Annotated in this window: 13 protein-coding genes and 1 pseudogene; 5 read left to right on the forward strand and 9 right to left on the reverse strand. The window is 49.0% G+C overall.

The window, feature by feature from the left end; translation table 11 throughout:
• Nucleotides 1-20 precede the first annotated feature (20 nt).
• The 4 genes and pseudogenes from IQ256_RS30445 to speA all read right to left on the reverse strand — a co-directional run.
• Nucleotides 21-113: pseudogene (locus IQ256_RS30445) on the reverse strand (hypothetical protein); the annotation flags it as partial.
• 79 nt (nt 114-192) lie between these two features.
• Nucleotides 193-318, reverse strand: a complete 126-nt coding sequence (locus IQ256_RS30060; RefSeq protein WP_255516210.1) for a hypothetical protein — start codon at nt 316-318, stop codon at nt 193-195.
• 126 nt (nt 319-444) lie between these two features.
• The gene (locus IQ256_RS16020) at nt 445-651 is read right to left on the reverse strand and encodes a type II toxin-antitoxin system HicB family antitoxin (RefSeq protein ID WP_193856552.1); all 207 of its coding nucleotides are present in this window, start codon (nt 649-651) and stop codon (nt 445-447) included.
• 22 nt (nt 652-673) lie between these two features.
• Nucleotides 674-2713 (reverse strand): biosynthetic arginine decarboxylase, encoded by a 2040-nt coding sequence (gene speA / locus IQ256_RS16025; protein ID WP_193856553.1) that lies wholly within the window; start codon nt 2711-2713, stop codon nt 674-676.
• A 282-nt stretch (nt 2714-2995) separates the two neighbouring features.
• Here speA and IQ256_RS16030 point away from each other — a divergent pair, with 282 nt between their 5' ends.
• Nucleotides 2996-3745 (forward strand): hypothetical protein, encoded by a 750-nt coding sequence (locus IQ256_RS16030; protein ID WP_193856554.1) that lies wholly within the window; start codon nt 2996-2998, stop codon nt 3743-3745.
• Here IQ256_RS16030 and IQ256_RS16035 read toward each other — a convergent pair.
• The 5 genes from IQ256_RS16035 to IQ256_RS16055 form a co-directional block, all read right to left on the reverse strand.
• Nucleotides 3742-5370, reverse strand: coding sequence for an Hsp70 family protein (locus tag IQ256_RS16035; RefSeq protein WP_228024945.1), 1629 nt, complete (start codon nt 5368-5370; stop codon nt 3742-3744). The two genes, IQ256_RS16030 and IQ256_RS16035, sit on opposite strands and share 4 nt — an antisense overlap.
• A 99-nt stretch (nt 5371-5469) precedes the next feature.
• The gene (locus IQ256_RS16040; protein ID WP_193856555.1) at nt 5470-6072 is read right to left on the reverse strand and encodes a hypothetical protein; all 603 of its coding nucleotides are present in this window, start codon (nt 6070-6072) and stop codon (nt 5470-5472) included.
• 195 nt (nt 6073-6267) lie between these two features.
• On the reverse strand, nt 6268-8868 hold the full coding sequence (locus IQ256_RS16045) for a PQQ-dependent sugar dehydrogenase (RefSeq protein ID WP_193856556.1): 2601 nt from the start codon (nt 8866-8868) through the stop codon (nt 6268-6270).
• A 597-nt stretch (nt 8869-9465) separates the two neighbouring features.
• Complete coding sequence (locus tag IQ256_RS16050; RefSeq protein ID WP_193856557.1) at nt 9466-10605, reverse strand: hypothetical protein; 1140 nt, start codon at nt 10603-10605, stop codon at nt 9466-9468.
• A 147-nt stretch (nt 10606-10752) separates the two neighbouring features.
• Nucleotides 10753-15066 carry an NACHT domain-containing protein gene (locus tag IQ256_RS16055; RefSeq protein ID WP_228024946.1) on the reverse strand — a complete coding sequence of 1438 codons (4314 nt, stop codon included), beginning with the start codon at nt 15064-15066 and terminating at the stop codon, nt 10753-10755.
• Nucleotides 15067-15618: 552 nt separating this feature from the next.
• Between IQ256_RS16055 and IQ256_RS16060 the strand changes: the two genes are divergently transcribed.
• The 4 genes from IQ256_RS16060 to IQ256_RS16075 form a co-directional block, all read left to right on the forward strand.
• Nucleotides 15619-15981 carry a hypothetical protein gene (locus IQ256_RS16060; protein ID WP_193856559.1) on the forward strand — a complete coding sequence of 121 codons (363 nt, stop codon included), beginning with the start codon at nt 15619-15621 and terminating at the stop codon, nt 15979-15981.
• Nucleotides 15982-16224: 243 nt separating this feature from the next.
• Complete coding sequence (locus IQ256_RS16065; protein ID WP_193856560.1) at nt 16225-16461, forward strand: NfeD family protein; 237 nt, start codon at nt 16225-16227, stop codon at nt 16459-16461.
• A gap of 115 nt (nt 16462-16576) precedes the next feature.
• Nucleotides 16577-16963 carry a hypothetical protein gene (locus tag IQ256_RS16070; RefSeq protein ID WP_193856561.1) on the forward strand — a complete coding sequence of 129 codons (387 nt, stop codon included), beginning with the start codon at nt 16577-16579 and terminating at the stop codon, nt 16961-16963.
• A gap of 188 nt (nt 16964-17151) precedes the next feature.
• On the forward strand, nt 17152-18411 hold a 1260-nt coding region (locus tag IQ256_RS16075; RefSeq protein ID WP_228024947.1), incomplete at its 3' end, for a mechanosensitive ion channel domain-containing protein.

Consider the following 18411-nt stretch of genomic DNA (forward strand, 5'->3'; position numbering starts at 1 on the left):
CGGGTCACTAAAATTCGGAGTCAGTCCCACCAAAAAGACCAACGGTTAGAATCTATCAAGTCGACTGCTCTATCAGCAATAACGTCCACAACATCAGAGCAATAATAGTGATGTTCCCAGGCTAGCTAGATAGCTTGTGCCCTAGTGGTGGGCGGCTGGCGGACTGTAGCCTCGATATATTCAGATGTCGCATTACGATGTAGTGAGAAACCACGCTTCGGCAGCCGGATCGCCACAGACTATAAACCGAGTTTTTTGACCAATAGATGAGATAGCTCTTTCAATGGCCTCATTCCCTGGGACTGTAATAAATTTCATTTTTCTAAGATTCAGTGAAATAGATATAGCGATCCATTCCTACTTTGTAGTTGTCTATTAGTTTTCGGGCTTCTATGGTAATTTTGCCCTGATACCTCAAATTCCTACTCTTGTTAAAGAAACAATCTATGCAGCAGTAGTTTTAGGCTTAGGCAAAGGAATATCATCTTCTTCTAGTAGAAGTTGTAAAACCTCGGTGCCATTTCTAGCTGCTTCTTCATAGCTATCACCGTGTGTGCGATAGGTTTGTTCTGGGAAGTCAGGAAAATGTACTAGGTAACAGCCATCTTCATCTGACCAAACAATTGTCATTGGGTATCGAAACGCATTCATGGTTTTTGGGTTCAGTGAGTCTTCAAGATTCGGTGAGATAGGTATATCGATCCATGCCTGCTTTGTAGTTGTCCATGAGTTTGCGAGCTTCTTCTATAGTTATTTGCCCCTGATTCAGCGCCTGTTCAGAGCGACGGCGAATCTGTTCAATCATGTCTTTGGGGTTATATTGCACCTGTTGCAGCACTTCGTCGGTGGTGTTGCCGCGTACGACGTGCTCGATGGTGTAGCCCTGCTGGGTCTTGGCTTTTGACGCTAGGTGAATATGAACGGTGTTGATGTTGCCAAACAGATTGTGAAGGTTGCCCAGGGTTTCTTGGTATGCGCCGACTAGAAACATCCCCAGATAGTAGGGCTCATCGGCCCTGACTGGGTGAAGTTCTAAGATTTCTTTGACGCCTTTTTGGCTGATGAAGCGATCGATTTTGCCATCGCTGTCGCAGGTGAGATCGGCTAGGGTGGCGCGCTTGGTCGGTTCTTCGTTAAGTCGGTGGATCGGTAGGATGGGGAAGAGCTGACCGATCGCCCATGAGTCTAAGGCGGCTTTGAAAAGAGAGAGATTCAGATAGTAGATAGAGGCCATGCTTTTCTCAAGGTGCTCTAGCTCTTCTGGAACATAGTCTTGCTGTTGCAGTAGCACCGCCACTTTCTTGCAGCAGCCCCAGTAGAGTCTTTCGACGCGGGCACGTTCGGCTAGGCGCAGATAGTTGAGATTGAACAAGCTAGCGGCTTCTTTCTTGAATTGAACGGCGTCGTTGAAAGCTTCTTGATAGTTGTCGGCGCTGACGGTGGTGTACACATCCCAAAGTTCGCGAATCAGGTTGTGTTCGCCGTCTTGATAAGGGGTGGGGTCTTCGGGAATGGCTTCGCTGGTGCCCAGGATATCGAATATGAGTACGGATTGATGAGAGGCGATCGCGCGTCCACTTTCACTGACCAAAGTCGGCATCGGTATGTTCCTAGCTACGCAGGCATCCTTCACATGGGCCACCACGTCGTTTGCATAGTTTTGAATGCTGTAATTCTTCGAACCCTGCGAGCTAGTTTTAGAGCCGTCATAGTCTACGCCTAGACCGCCGCCCACGTCGAGATAGCCCATCGGCGCACCGAGGCTGACTAGCTCTACATAGATCTGACAGGCTTCACGCATCGCTTCTTTGATCACGCTGATCGCATTTACCTGTGAGCCAATGTGAAAGTGCAAAAGCTGCAAGCTCTCTAGCATGTCGGCTGCTTTGAGCTTTTCGACCACGGTGATAATTTCGGGAATAGTCAAGCCAAATTTCGCCCGGTCGCCGGCGCTCGTTCCCCAGCGGCCTGAGCCTTTCGCGGCGAGCTTGGCCCGTACGCCTAGGTTGGGCTGAATGCCGAGGCGCTTTGCCGTCGCGATCGCTACATCGACCTCTTCTACCTGCTCTAAGACGATGATCGGCTTTTGTCCTAGGCGCTGGCCCAGCATCGCCGTTTCAATATAAGACTCGTCTTTGTAGCCGTTGCAGATAATTAGCGCACCTGGCGTATGTAGGCTGGCTAGGGCGATCATCAGCTCAGGCTTGGTCCCCGCTTCTAGGCCAAACTGAAAGGCTTTACCAAAGCGCACCAGATCTTCGACGATGTGGCGCTGTTGATTGCACTTAACCGGGAAAACGCCCTGATAGACACCCTCATAGCTATAGCGGGCGATCGCCTTCGCAAAGCAAGCATTAATCCGCTCTAGCCGATCTTCGAGGATCTGCGAGAATCGGATCAGCACAGGCAGCTGAAAATCCCTTTGCTTGAGCCCTTCTACCAGCTTTTTGAGATCCAAAGAGCCACCGCGATCGCCTCTAGGAGAGACAGTGATATTGCCTCTGGCATTGATCGAAAAATACGGCTCGCCCCACCCTTTGATTCGATAGAGTTCTTCACTCTCTTCGATTGTCCAGCGCGGCGCGGCGGCTGACGTCTCTAGAAGTGCTTCGCCGGTTTGCTGATCGGTCTGCCGGTCGGCATGGCGTCTAGCGCTCGATTCGGCATCGACGTTAGCATTCAAATCGGCAGCGGGGCTATGGGTTAGGCTCACAGAAACAGGATCTCCCTCAAACTTTTTTCTAGGCGTGCGGCTGTTGTCAAATATGGTATCTGTTTAAGTCTCAAGATAATTCATAGATTCATTGAGCGCGGTATAAATGTGAAAACTAAGTCTTGTATTTCCACGGATCTTTTCACCTTTTGAGCACAAAATCACTCGCTTCAACTGATTTTTGTATTATTGTCAAAATCTCTATCCGCTACGCTTTGTCTTCTGCGTAGTTCTGTTAGAGACCCGTGCATAAAGTGCCTCTACCCCAGTCAAACAAAACTCATGACTCCCTCTACTCGTGCTCCTTCTAAGCGGGCGCTGGCTCAGCGTGTCACTGCTACTCGCTCGATTGCGGTTCGCGTCGTAGAAGAACTTTTCAGACCCAGTCAACCCTATCCTAAAAAGCGACGAGCCCGAATTGATCTGGCTGCTGTGCTGATCAAGACATTTAGCGCCGATGCCTCTATCCTATTGGCTAGCTGGCTACTCAGTTCGATCGCTAACTGGGCTATCAGCGCGTTAGCTACCAGTGTTCCTTACCGGCAGGCGGCTCTACTGTTGCCGTCTCAGGGGCTGATCGCTATCTTTTGCTTTGCCTTGCCCAGTGCGTGGCTGGCCGCTGATATGGCCAAGGCATTTAGCTATCCGCAGGCGCTGCCGTTTGCTGGCCTCTCGTCCGTATGCAAGAAGGTATATGAGGCGCGGCTGTACTGGCTGCTGCTGACGTTTTGCTGGGCTGCTAGCCTGCTCCTGCTGTGCTGGATAGCCACAGGGATGCTGTTAGTCTCGAAGCTCATTCTATCGACGGTGTTGGCGATCGCCCTCCACAGACTCAATCAAAAGCGGCTCTCCCGCCCTCGCAGCATAATCGCCTCTGGCTTAATATTCTTGAGCTTAATGACGTTCACTCAAGTAGCGATCACCGCACGATTGACTTTGCGACTGATCGAACAAAAAAACATACCGACTGGTCTATCCAACCGCTGGGGGTTAGAGACGCCTAGAGAATTTCCCCCGGATGACAATATCTAGCTGAGCTGCACCACGACCTGATTGTCTAGGAGTGTCTCGCTGGTGAGCAAATCTTCTACGGTCATTCGCAAAAACCGTTCAGTATCGACGTTGAATAGCACGCGGATGCGATCGCTCCCTGGAAACCCCGGCGGCGTTAGCTGGGCAATCTTGCGACCGCTATCGGTATCGTTTAGCGCCTGGACTGCTGGCGTCTCGCCCCCGGCTGTAGTTTGACGAGTCACGAGCTGATTCCCTTCAAAATAAACCTCTGTCCGCAGCGGGGCCGACTCGCCTAGCTCTCCTAAAATCAGCTCGATACTGGGCTGCTTTTCGGTAGAAGCTCCTAGAAAAAACTCGATCGGCTCTGGGGTCGGATAGGGCTGACCGCGCTGAATAATTGGGTGCCAGCCATGCGCGTTCTGACGGCGGTCCCAGTAGCGAATGCCATAGCTGTGGTGCAAAAAGTCCTCTAGCTCGACCGTTTGCAGCCTTAGTGCGCCCTGAGCAACCGCTTCAAACGGGCGATCGCCTTTAATTTTGTCTACGCCAAATTTGTCTACGCCGAAGTGCCCAGCGGCCCAAGCCTGAACTGCCGGAATCTGGGCGCTGCCGCCTACTAGCAGCACAGCGTCAATGTCGTCGGCGACGAGGTTTCGTCTTTGGGCCTGCTGCAAGACCTGATCTAGGCGGCTGTCTAGACGATCAAAAAAGCCTTTTTCAGTGAGGATTTCTTCTAGGCGATCGCGCGTTAGCGACAGCTCGTAGCTATCTAAGGTCTCTTCGTCAAAATAAGCTTCCTCAGCCGTTTGACTAGTAGAAAGTGCGATCTTCAGCTTCTCCACTAGTCGCAGGGTCAGCGGCGTCAGCGGTAGCGCCTGCGTGCTAGCAAAGTGCTCAGCTAGCCACCGATCGATATCGGCACCGCCTAGGTTCTCTCCAGCCTTGGCTAACACCCGCACCGTTTTAGGCGACGGCTGAGTGTCTGCCTGGGGCGATCGCGACTGATTGCCCCATTTCAAGAAAAATCCGGTGGGTTTCTCTTTGGCAAAGGTCGGCTGAATCAGAGAGAGATCTAGTGTACCGCCACCAAAATCAACCACTAGCAGCGTTTTCTGCTCAGGACTAGTCTGATAGCCAAGCGCCGCTGCGGTCGGTTCATCAATCAGCCTGACTTGGTCAATATCTAGCGACTGACACACGCTGCCTAGCCAGTTTCTATAAGACTCAAAGCTGTCTACCGGCACGGTAAAAATGATGGAATCAAGAGCCGGATCTTGCTGCTTTAGCGCCTCAATCACGCTTCGCAAAAACCAGTTGCCGACCGCTTCAAAAGAGAGAATATGACCGTCTAGTTCGGGGATAAATCCCTGCACTGGCGTGCCGATACCGCGCTTGAAATTGCGAAAGAATCGAGGATCGCTAGAGAGATCTAGGCCGCGATCGCGCACCGCCATCCCCACCATCGTCTTCACATTCTCTACTGCCATGGCCGCTTGCTCTACATACAGTAGGCTAGGCACCAGCGGCGGATTGCCTTTCTGCTGCATCGACAGCCCTGGTAGCACAATCGTTTCAGGCGACTGAGTCTCAGCGTTCCAGCGAGCGATGACCGTATTACTCGTCCCAAAATCAATGGCATACATGATCAAAAAATACTCTATAAAAGCGCCCTATCACAGCCTGCTTGACTCCAACGTTTTTCACTACGGCATCCATCAAAGCATTTATGCTCGCAGCGGCATCTACACTGGCGTGATGATAAACAGCCCAGCTAAGCCACCCACACACAGACCCACTAGGCTAGTCACCACGACCATCGTCACGCTTCGCCAGTATTGCGCGCTCCCCATCAGCCGCGAGCCTACCTGGGCCGTAGCGATCGCAGTTGCCGCCGTCAGCACTACCGACAAGAGCGTTAGCAGCCCTAGTCCGATCAGCGCTGAGCTAAAGCCAATCTGATCTAAGTTTTGATCGCTACCGATGTAGTTCACCGCCACTGAGAGCGCCACAACTAGCAACAGTCCACCTAGATAAGAGAGCACGCCGACCCGATGCTTTCGCTTCAGGCTTTTGTTAGCAAAGTCAAAGGAAGGGGTTAGCCCTAAGGCCATCAGCGGAATTGCGATCGCAGTTACCAGCCAAACCCAGGGCGGTGGCTCTGGCATCGACAGGACTAAACCAATGACAATGTAGAGCGAGCACAGCAATATAAGCTGAGGCCACGGCGTCAGCGCTCGACCGGGTCGTCTACGCCTAACTGCCCTAGTCGGTTTAGAACTAGGCGACGATTTAGAATTACGTGCTCTGGGGTTCGGTGGCGGTGGCGGTGGACTAGATCCGTTCATGGAAGCATTGGAAGCATTTAGAGCAGTATACCGGGGAAAGAGAAGACACCAAATGAGAATATACTCTTCGCCAGCTAGCCCGCATGCCTGGTTTCAGACGCTCAAGCAAAGAGGGTGTTCCATTAGTGAAACACCCTCTAAAGCGTTTTTGCATCAGGCTTTTAGCCCGGCTGTACCTCGCTCAAGCGACCAACCCTATAGATAAGTTTGCTGGACATAGCTTTCGACTGCATTGAATTCGTTTGAATTTAGAGCGCGATTATAGATAAACGCAGCAGCGACACTCATCGGTGTCTCACCCCCATCTAGGTTTTGGCCAATCAGCAGCTTTTCAACGACCGTGTTGTAAGTTTTATTGCCAGAATCAATCTCTACGCCGTTTACATAGTGTTTGAATGTCGTCCCATCAAACACGACAGCATGGGAAACGAAGCCGCGCTGTTGACCGCTATCAGGATCGATCACACCATCAATATTAGTGGCCCGATCGTTTGCTTTCCCCCAGCCTTGAACCGTGAAATTATCCTTGTTTCCGTTCAAGGTCAGACCAAAGGCCTGATTATTAGACGCTTTGCCATAGGCAAGGCCAGCATATTCTCGGTTCTTGACATTCTCGTAATTCACTACAAAGAACATTGTCCGTGAATCGTTGCCACTAGAGAAACCTTGTAGATCTGTTGCCGGTGTCTGTTCTCGGAAGAGATAGTCGCCATTGCCATTTAGCGCTACAGCAGGTTGACCAGACGGCGTCGCACTTTCGATATACTGCGGCTCGCCCGCTGAGCGCAGATTATTAGCAAAGCTAGACTGGTCGATCCACTTGGTCACTTTCGTCCCGTCCAGACCGATTTTGGTAAAGGCTTCTACCTGAAATATCAAACCATTAGTGACCGGTAGCTGACTAGAAATACCGATTTGAATGACGATAGTATCAGACAATACGGGATCGGCTTTGCCATCCGAGATAGTGAAAAAAGCATTATAGGTGCCCTCGCTTGTATAGGTATGCGTAACCTCGATCTCGCCGTTGTTGTTGGGGCTACCCGTACTATTCGGGGTGCCATCACCGAAATCAAGTGTGTAGGCGAGCGTGTTAACCGGGTCATCTGGGTCTGCAACCGTCGCGGCAAAGGTCACCTGGTCACCGGGGTCACCGAATGTGATATCTGAGCTGGCGGCCTGGAACTCAGGGGCGCTGTTAACGCTGCCGACAGTAACGGTGATGGGCTCGGCCAGCGTTGAGAGGGTGCCGTCGCTAACGCTAAGCGTAGCATCGTAAACACCAGCGGCTGTGTACTGATGGTTGACTGAAATTTCGCCTGGAGTCGGGTTGGGCGAGCCAGTCGCGGCGGGTGTACCGTCGCCAAAGTTGATGCTGTAAGTCAAATCACCCAGCGGTGTGTCGCTATCGGCTACAGTTGCCGCGTAGGTGACATTCAGCGGTACCGCTGTGCCAGCCTGGTCATCAGGAGCGCCCTGATCGTCAGTCATGCTAAAGGACTGAATGGAAGGAGTGCTGAGGCCACCAAAGGTAATACGCTGCACCTGGCCGCCGTTGGCGGCATAGTTGATGTAGTACAGCGCCCCGTCGATGCCTTCCCCTAAAAAGACAACATTCGGGACAGCCCCAGAAATATCGCCGCTGGGTTTGAAGTCATACTCGCCTTCGACGCGATCGCCTGTAGCGTTCAAGTCGAGGAACTTGATATAGCTGTCCTCAAAGTTGCCATAAAAGTAGACACCCTTGAACTCTTCTGGGAACATATCACCCCGATAGACAAAGCCACCAGTCAAAGATGAGTGCGGGATGTCATATATCGGCGCAGAATAATAGTCACCATTGCCAGGGTCAGCTAGATCAGTGTCCGGCTGCGGAAAATCAACGGGGTTGAAGGGTGATTTTGCCGGACTGTAGAGAACGGCGCTGTTGACGCCTTCATAGAAGTTCCAGCCATAGAAAGCACCCGGCTGAGCGAGCGAGGCCACATGAATATCATCGGTTGATCGATTTCGATTGCCCCCCACTTCACCAATGTAAAACTTGCCATACTCTTTGTCCCAGGCAGCTCGGAACGGGTTACGCAGGCCGTATGCCCAGATAGAAGGATGCGGCTCATAGGGCTGTCCGTCTGCTGCCAGACTAGGATAGGGGCCATCAATAACGCCGTCGACATAGGGGTTGGCAGGCCAGCCGTCTGTGCCATCTGGGATAGATCCATCGCGACTGATGCGAATGATTTTACCGCTGGTGTTTTCTAGGTTAAGTGGCCAGTCGTCATCGGGGCCGCCTTCACCGCCATTAGAAGTGTTGAACTTATCGGAGCTCGTCAGCCAGATCTTTCCATCTGGGCCAAAATCTAAGCCGCCGCCGTAGTGACAGCAGGAGACATAGGCATCTGTATCGGTCCAAAGGATGGTCTCGCTGTTGCGTCTGGCTTTACTAGAAAGTCCGCCTGAAAGCTCGTCGTGTTCAAAGCTAGCAATCACAGCGCGATTGGTATTGCCTGAGCGTGTGTAGAAAAGGTAGATCAAATTTCTTCCGCTGGCTGAATTAAGCTCAAAATCGGGGGGAATGGCGATCTCTAGCAGGCCGCGTTCTTGCCCAGAGTTAACGATGTTGGAAATATCTAGATAGAGAGACTTTTGCCCCGAGTTGGGATCGACAATCAGCACCTGTCCTCCCTTTTCTATTAGCAGCATGCGGTTGTCAGGCAGAAACGTTAAGGCGATCGGCGCAGTTAGTCCGCTAGTAATCACATCTTCGTTAACAAATCCATTCAAGTTAAAGTTGGCCATTGGAATCTCCTAAGTAGCAAATATTGCTCAAACGAGGCTTTATACACCCCAAAAATTAAACACAAGAAAGGCTGTGAGTATTTCTGAAAATACTCTTGAGGCTACTGTTTGGTGTCGCATGCAGTCGCAGATAGTATTGCAAGAAGATAACTAATAGCTATGTTCTACCCGCGAAAGTCGTAATAACCTTCTACGCGATAGATTCACAGCAACAGGACTTTTTTTCAGAAAAGTGTTTCATCAGTTCAGCATTTCTTTAGCGAGTCAAAGTTTTTACTGTCACTAGGACAAAACTATAGCGTTTCTCACTTGGCTGAAGTACATAACTACAGGTTAAAAGCCTTGCGGTATAACAGGCCAAGTGGCTCGCGTGTACCTAATGCATCAGGTACACGCTATATCTACAGCAGCAAACAGGCTGAAGCGATTAGCCAAAGAAGAGAGCTACTCTCTGCTGGCCGATCGATATGACCTATTCATATCCGATGAAATGCTTTTCCTTCATCACCCGCTCGGGTACCTTTAGAAAAACTGCTCTGTTGCAAGAAGCCAGCTAAAAACAGAGACCTGATCTCTTCTAGTGTTTAGCAATTACGGTCAAGACCATGGTGCCATCAAGGGTAAATAGAACTGCAGTACGGTCCAGAAATTGGTGTTAGCAGGGTTTGCTACATTTGCCATATGCAATTCATAAATGGCATCTGCGAAGGCAAAATGGCTGCGACCTATCTGCTTAAAAAATTGAGCAGGAGAAAGCTGACATTGTTCTGAGTAAAGGGAGTAAAAACGCTGCCAAATATGCTCTTGTAACCAGTGGTTGAACGCACCGTGGGCGTGGTCTGCAAATTCTTGAGTAATGAACGGCTGATTTTTTCGTCTAATAGATTGCATATACCCAAGGGGTACTCGGGTTGGGCAGGTAATAGCTTTTTTCCTTCGCTGTCCGCCTGGGTCGATCCAGCTATTCATCACAAAAGTCAAGGCGTCTTCAGACGACAGTGGCTGACCCAGGCGAGCAGAGCGCCAGCGTCTGACGGCGATGTCTCTTTCTAGCCACTGCATTAGATCAAAGAAAAGATTGGGAGAGTTTTGTAGCTGGACGTACCGTTTTAGATCGTGGACTAGCTGACTAGAGAGCCCATGGCAGTGCAGGGTGGGATCTAGTGGATTGGCATTCATTAGGGGAACTAGTTCGCGAGTGTAGAGCGATCGCATCTTCTCTTGTCGCTCGTTCACAGCGGCTTCTAGTGATTGCAAGGAAGGCATTTCCAGCCACTGGGTACTATCAGCGTCATGCTCAAGCAGTTTTCCCTGTAGCTTTTTCTGCCAGTAGAGCGCCTGCAAAACAGTTGGGATACCCTTTACCTTGTTATCTTCACGGCTATCTTCAGCTTGAAAGGGGTTCAACTTAAACCGCAGCGCCGACAGAGCGTAAGCGTCTCTAATGACCTTGGGCTGAGTCGTTTTTCTGATCTTCGCTAGCAAAGCAGGTCTATCGCCATAGGGAAACGGTTCTGGCTGACATGACCTAGTGGCTACAGATGGCCTAGAAATAGTGGGTACTTCGACTAGCAAAGGAAGACCTTCGCTGGCATCAACCACTAGTTCCCAAGAGAATTCTGGATAGTTTTGTAGCTGCTGTCCAGCCCGTTGATCGCAGCGTTGAGGCGAACTGACAGGCAGGTAGACCGTTTGGTCACAGTTAGACTGGTTTACGAAAAGTGTGGTATCGATCACATCTAGAGTTGGGAAAGAGACAGTGTTTGGAAAAGGTAGACAAGAAGTTCAAAAGACGCTCAGCATATCAACTATCGACATTCATACAAGGTAGGGTTAGAGTGCATATCACTATATCGCGAAGCATGAGCTGATCTTGCAAGGGACTTAAGATACAGCTGTACCCCTATCCTCTGCGCCTAATGAGATCAAGGTAGAGCGCTGTACTGGGTCAAGTCCGGTAACACCTGTTATATCCATTCCTTTATAGGCACTATCTACTTTGAGCTGTCTTAATAGCTGTCCCGTACTCACCTCAGAAAGGAAAAGTACACCAGCTTCCCCACCGCTTGCCAAAGCCTTCCCATCTGGACTAAAAGATAAAGAAAATACAGGTTCGTGATGAATTGCTATCTCTCTAATCAGATCTCCTGTATCTGCCTGCCAAAGCCTTACCACTTTATCTAGCCCACTGCTGGCTAAATATTGTGCATCTGGGCTCCAGGCGATCGTTCTTAGCTGGCTTTCATCGTTTTGGGTAAGGATGCATTCTCCAGTATCTACTAGCCAAACTTTGATTTCGCCGCCGTCGCTGACGCTGGCTAAACGGCTACCGTCAGGAGAAAAGGCGAGCGAGGCAACTTGATAGCCGTGCCCTTTTAATACATGCAAACAAGCCCCCGTAGCAGCATCCCATAGTCGAACAGTTTGGTCAGCGCTGCCGCTAGCTAATACAGAATTTGTCGAGGTAGTGTTGACAGGACGCCATGCAACAGACCACACAAATTTAGTATGACCTTCTAGTGTTCTTAGATACTGTCTTGTCTGGGTATCCCACAGAATAACGGAATTATCTAAACTCCCGCTCGCTAGCATCTGACCGTCCGGGCTAAAATCTACAGACCAAACCCAGTCATAATGCTTTTTCATTGTTTGTAGGCATTCTCCTGTCTGCATATCCCAAAGTCTGACTGTCTTATCATCGCTAGCACTGGCGATTAGCTGCGCCTCTTCGGAGAGCGCAATTGTTCTAACTCGGCCCTGATGCCCTTGCAAAGCCTTCAGATTTTCTCCAGAGGCGACCTCCCACATCTGAACGCGGCGATCGTCGCTACCGCAATACACCTTTGTTCCATCGGCGCTAAATGCAATAGACCAAAGCCCTCGGCTGTTCCCCCACAGCGTTTTCATACACTGCCCGGTTCGGACGTCCCACAGTTTGATAGTTCTATCATCGCTACCGCTTGCTACCGTTGTTTGATCTGGCGTAAATGCCACCGACCACACGCGCGTTTCATGAGCCTCAATAGTCCTGACACACTGGCCCGTTTCAGTATTCCAAAGCTTGATTGTCTTGTCATTGCTGCCGCTAGCAAGCAGTCGCCCACCTGGGCTGAAGTGAACGGTTCGCACCCAATCACTGTGACCTTCAAACAGCTGTATCCGTTCGCCAGTGCCTAAGTTCCAAACCCTGATAGCATTGCCTGTATCTCCACTGGCCAGCTTTCGACTAGCGGCATCAAAAGCAAGCGTCTGAATGCTATCTCCACTAGCTTCTAAACGCTTCAGACATTGACCGCTGCTAACGTGCCAAATTCTGATCTCTCCATCGTTGCTGCCGCTAGCAAGGACTTCATGCGTGGCGTTACGACCGAAGGCAACTGCGCCAATCCACGACTGGTGTCCTTCTAGGGTTTGCTGACACTTACCGGTACGAACATCCCAAATCTTGATAGTTTGGCTATCGCCCGCGCTGGCTAAACTATCGTAATCGGCGCTAAACATCAGTGTATAGACTCGGTGTTCAGTGTTGATAGTCTTGATCAGCTCACCGGTTTTCACATCCCAGAGCTTGATAGTCTGATCGTGACTACCGGTTGCTAGCGTTTGACATTTAGCATCGAATGCAAGTGTTCTAATCCAGTCTGTATGTCCTTTTTTCTGCCACACGGGTTCATAGCTTGTAGCATCCCGCAAAGAGATTTCGCCTGTGGAATCAACCACTGCTAGCCAGCATCCATCTGAACTATATGAAACGGAAAGATCGCCGCTCCATTTTTGAGGGAATATGCAATCTTGCATCTGAGAATGAGTGAAGCTGACATTTCGCAAATTTGCTGCGGTAAAATCAGCACCGCGAACGATGCGATCGCTAAGGTCTTTGCCCTGAAGCGCAGCAGAAGAGACCTTGAGTAATAGCGTAATCAAGTTTCCAGTCAGATAGCCAGCGTCAGCATCTGCCTGCCTATCCATAGCAAAAAGCGCATTTGATAAACGTTGGCTAACGTCTCTTCTAGATTCCACAATATTCATCATCGGCAGCATAAACTCTAGTAGCGCTTTCGACAGAACCGAATGTCCTAAGGTTTCGCTAAGGTGCGATCGCTCTTCTTGAACGAACGTCTCTAGAGGCGCGATCGCCACTACTTGCCCCAAGCGATTGACCTCCCGTTTGAAATACTCGGACCATAGATAGCCTTTTGCCGTCTTAGCGTCATCTATGTGAGACTGGTTTTGCGCGATCGCTACAAAATCAGGCGCTAAACACCCTAGCTCAGCAACTAGTTTAAAGGCAGCAAAAAACTCTAAAAAAGAGCGATGGGCAGGAGAATATTCACCGCGCTCGTTGCGAATTAGCATAGTCTGGCCCATCATGTCATAGTGCCAGTGATCTAGATCTGTATCAGCTTCTACCGCCTCTCCAAAAAACTGACGAACCCTAGCGGGAAACCGCTTGTAGCTTAGGCTCATCTGTTCAGTAGAGAGCATCTCCCAAGACAGTTCACACAAGAAATAGAGCTTGTCAGCTAGCGAGGTAAACGTTCGCTCAGCAGAGATATCTTTCTCCATCTTAGATCGAACAGTGTATAGATAGATTCGAGCCAAATCCGCTGGCTGACCAGACGAGATTGCTGGCAGTGCCTGTAGGATAAGCGCCAGCATCAATGGACGACGGGCAATTTCTAATAGATCGAGTTGGCTAGCAAATTGATGCGTAATCGCCGGACTTTCTAAGGAAGTAATTACTCGTTGAATTTGCTCATCGCTAAGGGGTTCTAGCTCTAAAACTTCAAACTGGGGAGATTCTGCCTTTAGCGCGTCCGTAGAAGCCTTCAGCTCAGCGCTAAGTAAGCTACGCCCCTGTTTAGCATCTGGGAAGTGCTCAGTCCGACAGGTCAAAATCACCTTGGAACCAGGAACGACAACTCTAGCCAACTGCCAAAAGTTGTTGATCATACTTTGCCTATCAACCTTTGAAGCCATTTCGTCGAAGCCATCAAAGATCAGCAGCAGTTTACCCATGCGATTTAGCTGCTCAAATGCCTGATAGCTAGGTATCGAGATCTGGTATTTGCGAAAGAAATAATCCAGAATCAACGACTCTAATGACGCCGACTTACCGCAGTCACGCAGTGAGATAATCAAAGGCAATCGTGGCCGCTCTACTCCTTTTTCCTTAGCTTGCTTGTATTTTTCTAGGGTTTGCCAGGCATAGTGCAGTGTAAACCAAGTCTTACCTGTGCCAAACTCACCCAGCACAGAGATATGTTCTTTCACCGGATCGTCTAGCCAGCGGTCAATATAGCTGTCTATCCATCCTTCTGACTGACCGTAGTGACTATAGGCAATCACCTCTGAAGAACTAGGCACGAACTCAGCTTTTCGACAGGCCAGCGGAATATAATTGTCGGTTATCTCTTTGCTTTCAACAGTCTCCTCTAACCACTCGAAGTAGCTGTCAAAGTCAATTTCTTCATCAATAAGTTCATCAAAGGTGTAACAAAATAGCTGACTATTGGGCAAGTTTACTTCTGCCCGCGCCGAAGAGCTGGTCCGACGATGTGCAACCAGCCAGCCTTCTACTGCCGCATGACGATGCGTAGCCTCATGTAGCGTCCTAACGTGGGATAGCTGAGCTTCACCGCGCACCGCATGAATCACAATCTTGTCCCAGCCGCGACGCGCTCGCACCTGTACAACCCATTCCACATGAGCAGCCGACTCAGTTGTTAGGGCCAGGCGAGTATCTTGATCTTGGGGCTCAGGTGAACTATCAAACTGATATCCTAAGCAGACAAACCAGTCGCGCAACGTCTGAATCCAAGCATCGTATCTAGGCGGTGATGCGAGCGATTTATCCAAATTCCAATCGGCAGATGGCAATATTCGCATACCTGCGCTGCTAGGATCGCCGGAGCTTCTTGGCTGCTGAATTCTAGTCTTCGTATCTTGAAATTGAGCAGTCTGTGCCAGTAGCTTTTTTCTTAATTTCTGTTCTTTTCCTCTACCGCTGCCTCTAATCTCAAACTTATCGTACACCTCACCCATGCGCTTTAAACAGGCAGCTTTTGAGATCTCTAGCTGGTCAGTGATAACGTCATAAGGTTGATTTTGAAAGATCTTTCGCAGAAAGACATCTTCCTGCTTACAGGTAAGGCTATGGTCGCGGGCAGCTTGCCGGAGAAAACTTTCTGTCAACATGGCTTTGCCTCTTTTTGCATAGCGGTTTTGCATAGAGTTAGTTCTAGCCTACTTACAAAGCATACTAGCAAAAAAACGGATTGATGAGCTTTTTCGATAAGTTAAAATTCTCAGTAGAATCAAGTATAAATGACTTTAAGAGCAAAGATGTTCATACGTTGCGACCATTTTACCCGTCAGACAACAGGTGGTAATAGATGCGTTTCTTATTAATCCCAGTTACCGAGAAAAGTAAGGAGCGAAATGCGAATCAAATGTGCAAATCCTGCACAGGTATAGCGTTTTAAATAGGCTTAGTAGAAGCAGCGATTCTAAAACTACGAGCAGCTCGTCAATCACTTGCTGACGATCGATTGCTGTCAGTCGGTTCAGCGAACAGGCTCTATTGCCCATCAATGGGCGGACACATCTGAACCTATCTAAGCCTATGAGTATCGCCAAAAAATAAAGAGGGCTTGCGATAACTTTACAGAGGCATTACAATAGCTCATATTGTTAGATAGCTAACGGCGTCATTGACAATACGTTTGTGTCTTGCTTGGGTCTACTTCGATGGAAGAATCACACTTTGATCAGTTTTATCAATCTATATATACTCCTGAGAGTGCATTCAGGCTATATTTGTGTCCCCATGAGTTCAATCCATTAGAGCTTTCGGGCTTTAGTGGACATCAGCTTCCTTCTGTTTTTTCTGAAGCGCTTATCCACTTCTTGTTTAGTATAGAAAGAAGATCGGGCTACGCCAAACTACACGTTCAAACAGATGCTTTAAAGCACGGAAGAAAAATACGTGTTAAGTGGGAATCAGGTATTTCAGAGCTAGGGGAATTAGATGAGTCTGAGGTTAGAGCGCTAAAACGTCTGACTAGAGACTACCTTCAAAACCAGATGTCAAAGTATGGACATACTTCATAAGTATCTCATAGCAACGCTTTGCATTGTCGAAGATAGGACTCATTAGAAGCGCTCGACACTCAAGTTGTTACGAATACTGCTATATCCACAAATTAGATAGCCAGACAAGACAGATGTGATTTCTGCGGTCGGTGGTAGAGGACTAAATCTCCTAACCATTGGCCGTTTTTTGTCTTTAAAGAAGAAATCGTTTGAAGCTGCACTAACGCAGCGATCATCTTTTAGTTCGTAGAGGACATAATTATGCTGTTTAAAACAAAGACTCACCTTTTTTCAGAAGCGCGTGAAGCCGTCGTTGAAGATCCTGTGCATACTCGTTCTCGCGGCACGATCAAGTGTCAAGGAATTTTCTACCAGGCTGAACTCTATGGCGCTAAACAACCTGCTCTATCAGCAGGTCAGCGGGTTTACATGGTGGGGATTCGTAACAACGTGGCGCTTGTTGTTTTGCAGGTACAGCAGCTTGCTTCCTATGGTTAGTCGGCGATGATTGGACTAACTATTTTTTGTGAAGCGCATCGATTGGCACAGTTTCTGTTCGTGCCGGATCGAAGACTTTTCAGTTGATTCAGTAAAAACGACATCTATCAAAGCTATGATTAAATTATTTTGCTCTGCCAACGACCCTGAACCGACCGACTCAAAGAATCTATCGATGAAAACGTTGCTGATTGTTCCAAAGCTTCGCAACTACATAACTACCATATTCTCTATAGGTGTGGTGCTAGGCACTGGCATCGGTTATGGAATAGAGAAGGTTTTGATCTATCGAGACCGAGATCTAATTACGTTGCTTCAATACGAGCGGGTCAAACTAGAGATGTCTTTAGAACAGGTAGAGTTGATTCTCGGTAGTGGCAAGGAAATTTCACAGTCTGATTCAGTCACAGTGTTCAAATGGAAAAATTCAGATGACTCGTTCACCACTATGTTCTTTAAAGATGGGCATCTAGTAAGAAAGGCGCAGACAGATCTAACATAGGAGTGAGGCTTTCATAAGCTCTGCTTACTGTCGGGATCTGTTGCAAAGCTCTGTTGCAAAAAGTAAATGAAAAGATAAGGACTCTACCACTATCCTCCTGATTACGCAGCTACTCCAAAGATTCTATATACCACGCTATATTTCTCTGGGGTGACCTATACTAGCGAGTGTTTATTTTTTTCGAGCAGATGCAGTCGGTACTAAATTCGCCCTTCTTTCAGCTAGGGAACTCTGCCCTTTCGCTGAGTGCCGTTGCTCAGTTTCTGTTGATTGTTTTGATCACGTTTCTAGCGGGGTGGGGCCTAAGGCGATTTCTCTCTCGGCGATTGCTAAAGCACCTAGGGCTTAGACAGGGCACGCGAGAATCGGTCGCGGCGATCGCCTCTTATACCGCCGGGTTGATCCTGTGTCTGGCCCTGCTGCAAACCACTGGTATCAACATCGCTTCACTGGCTGTTGTGGCTGGTAGCCTCGGTATCGGTATTGGCTTTGGCCTGCAAGAAATTACCAAGAACTTTATTAGTGGACTGACTCTGCTAGTTGAACAAAAGCTAAAAGTGGGAGACTTTATTGAAATTGACGATCTGCTCGGTCACATCACAGAGATCTCGCTACGCTCTACGATTATCCGCACCATTACCGATAGGTATATCGTCGTTCCTAACAGCGATCTGGTTAGTAATCGGATCATCAACTGGACCTACTTTAATACAAAGGGCTGGGTTTCTATCCCTGTCAGCGTGGCTCACGAGAGCGATCCGCTATTGGTAATTGAGGTGCTGATGGATTCGGCGTATCTAGAAGAAACCGTTTCAACAGAGCGAACACCAGAGGTGTATTTCACCAGCATTGGCCCAAATTCGCTAGATTTCAAGCTCTGGGTCTGGACCGATCAGATCGATCAAAAATTTAAGGTAGAAAGCTCGCTGAACTTTATCATCAGGCAGAACTTTGAGCAGAACGGCATTCGTTTTGCTTCGCCGCGAATTGACGTTTGGAATCGCAATCCTAATGTAGTGATTAACTCTGACCCGAGTGACTATCCGCAGCATGCTGAGCTACAACAGCCGCGTGAAAGTAATTTGGATGCCTTTGCCAAGCCAGTTGCTATCAAAGATTTGCTCAGACAGGTGCCTTATTTTCGCAACTGCACTGACATCGAGCTGCGTAAGCTAGTCGAAATAGGCCGCCGCATCCGCCTAGAGCCCGCCGAGATTATCTACCGGGAGGGTGACCCAGGAGATGCTTTTTACATTATTCTTTCGGGTTCGGTGAGCTATACCTTTCCGAAAACGCAGCAAACAACGACGATAACAGCTGGGCAGTTCGTCGGTGAGTTTTCGCTGATGCTTGGAATTCCACGTACTGTGACGGTCAAGGCGATTGAAGAGACCACTTTGTTGAGGCTGAGCCCGCAAGGATTCAAGAAGCTATTGCAAGACCAGCCC

The organism is cf. Phormidesmis sp. LEGE 11477 (assembly GCF_015207105.1).
Taxonomy (GTDB): Bacteria; Cyanobacteriota; Cyanobacteriia; order Phormidesmidales; family Phormidesmidaceae; genus Phormidesmis.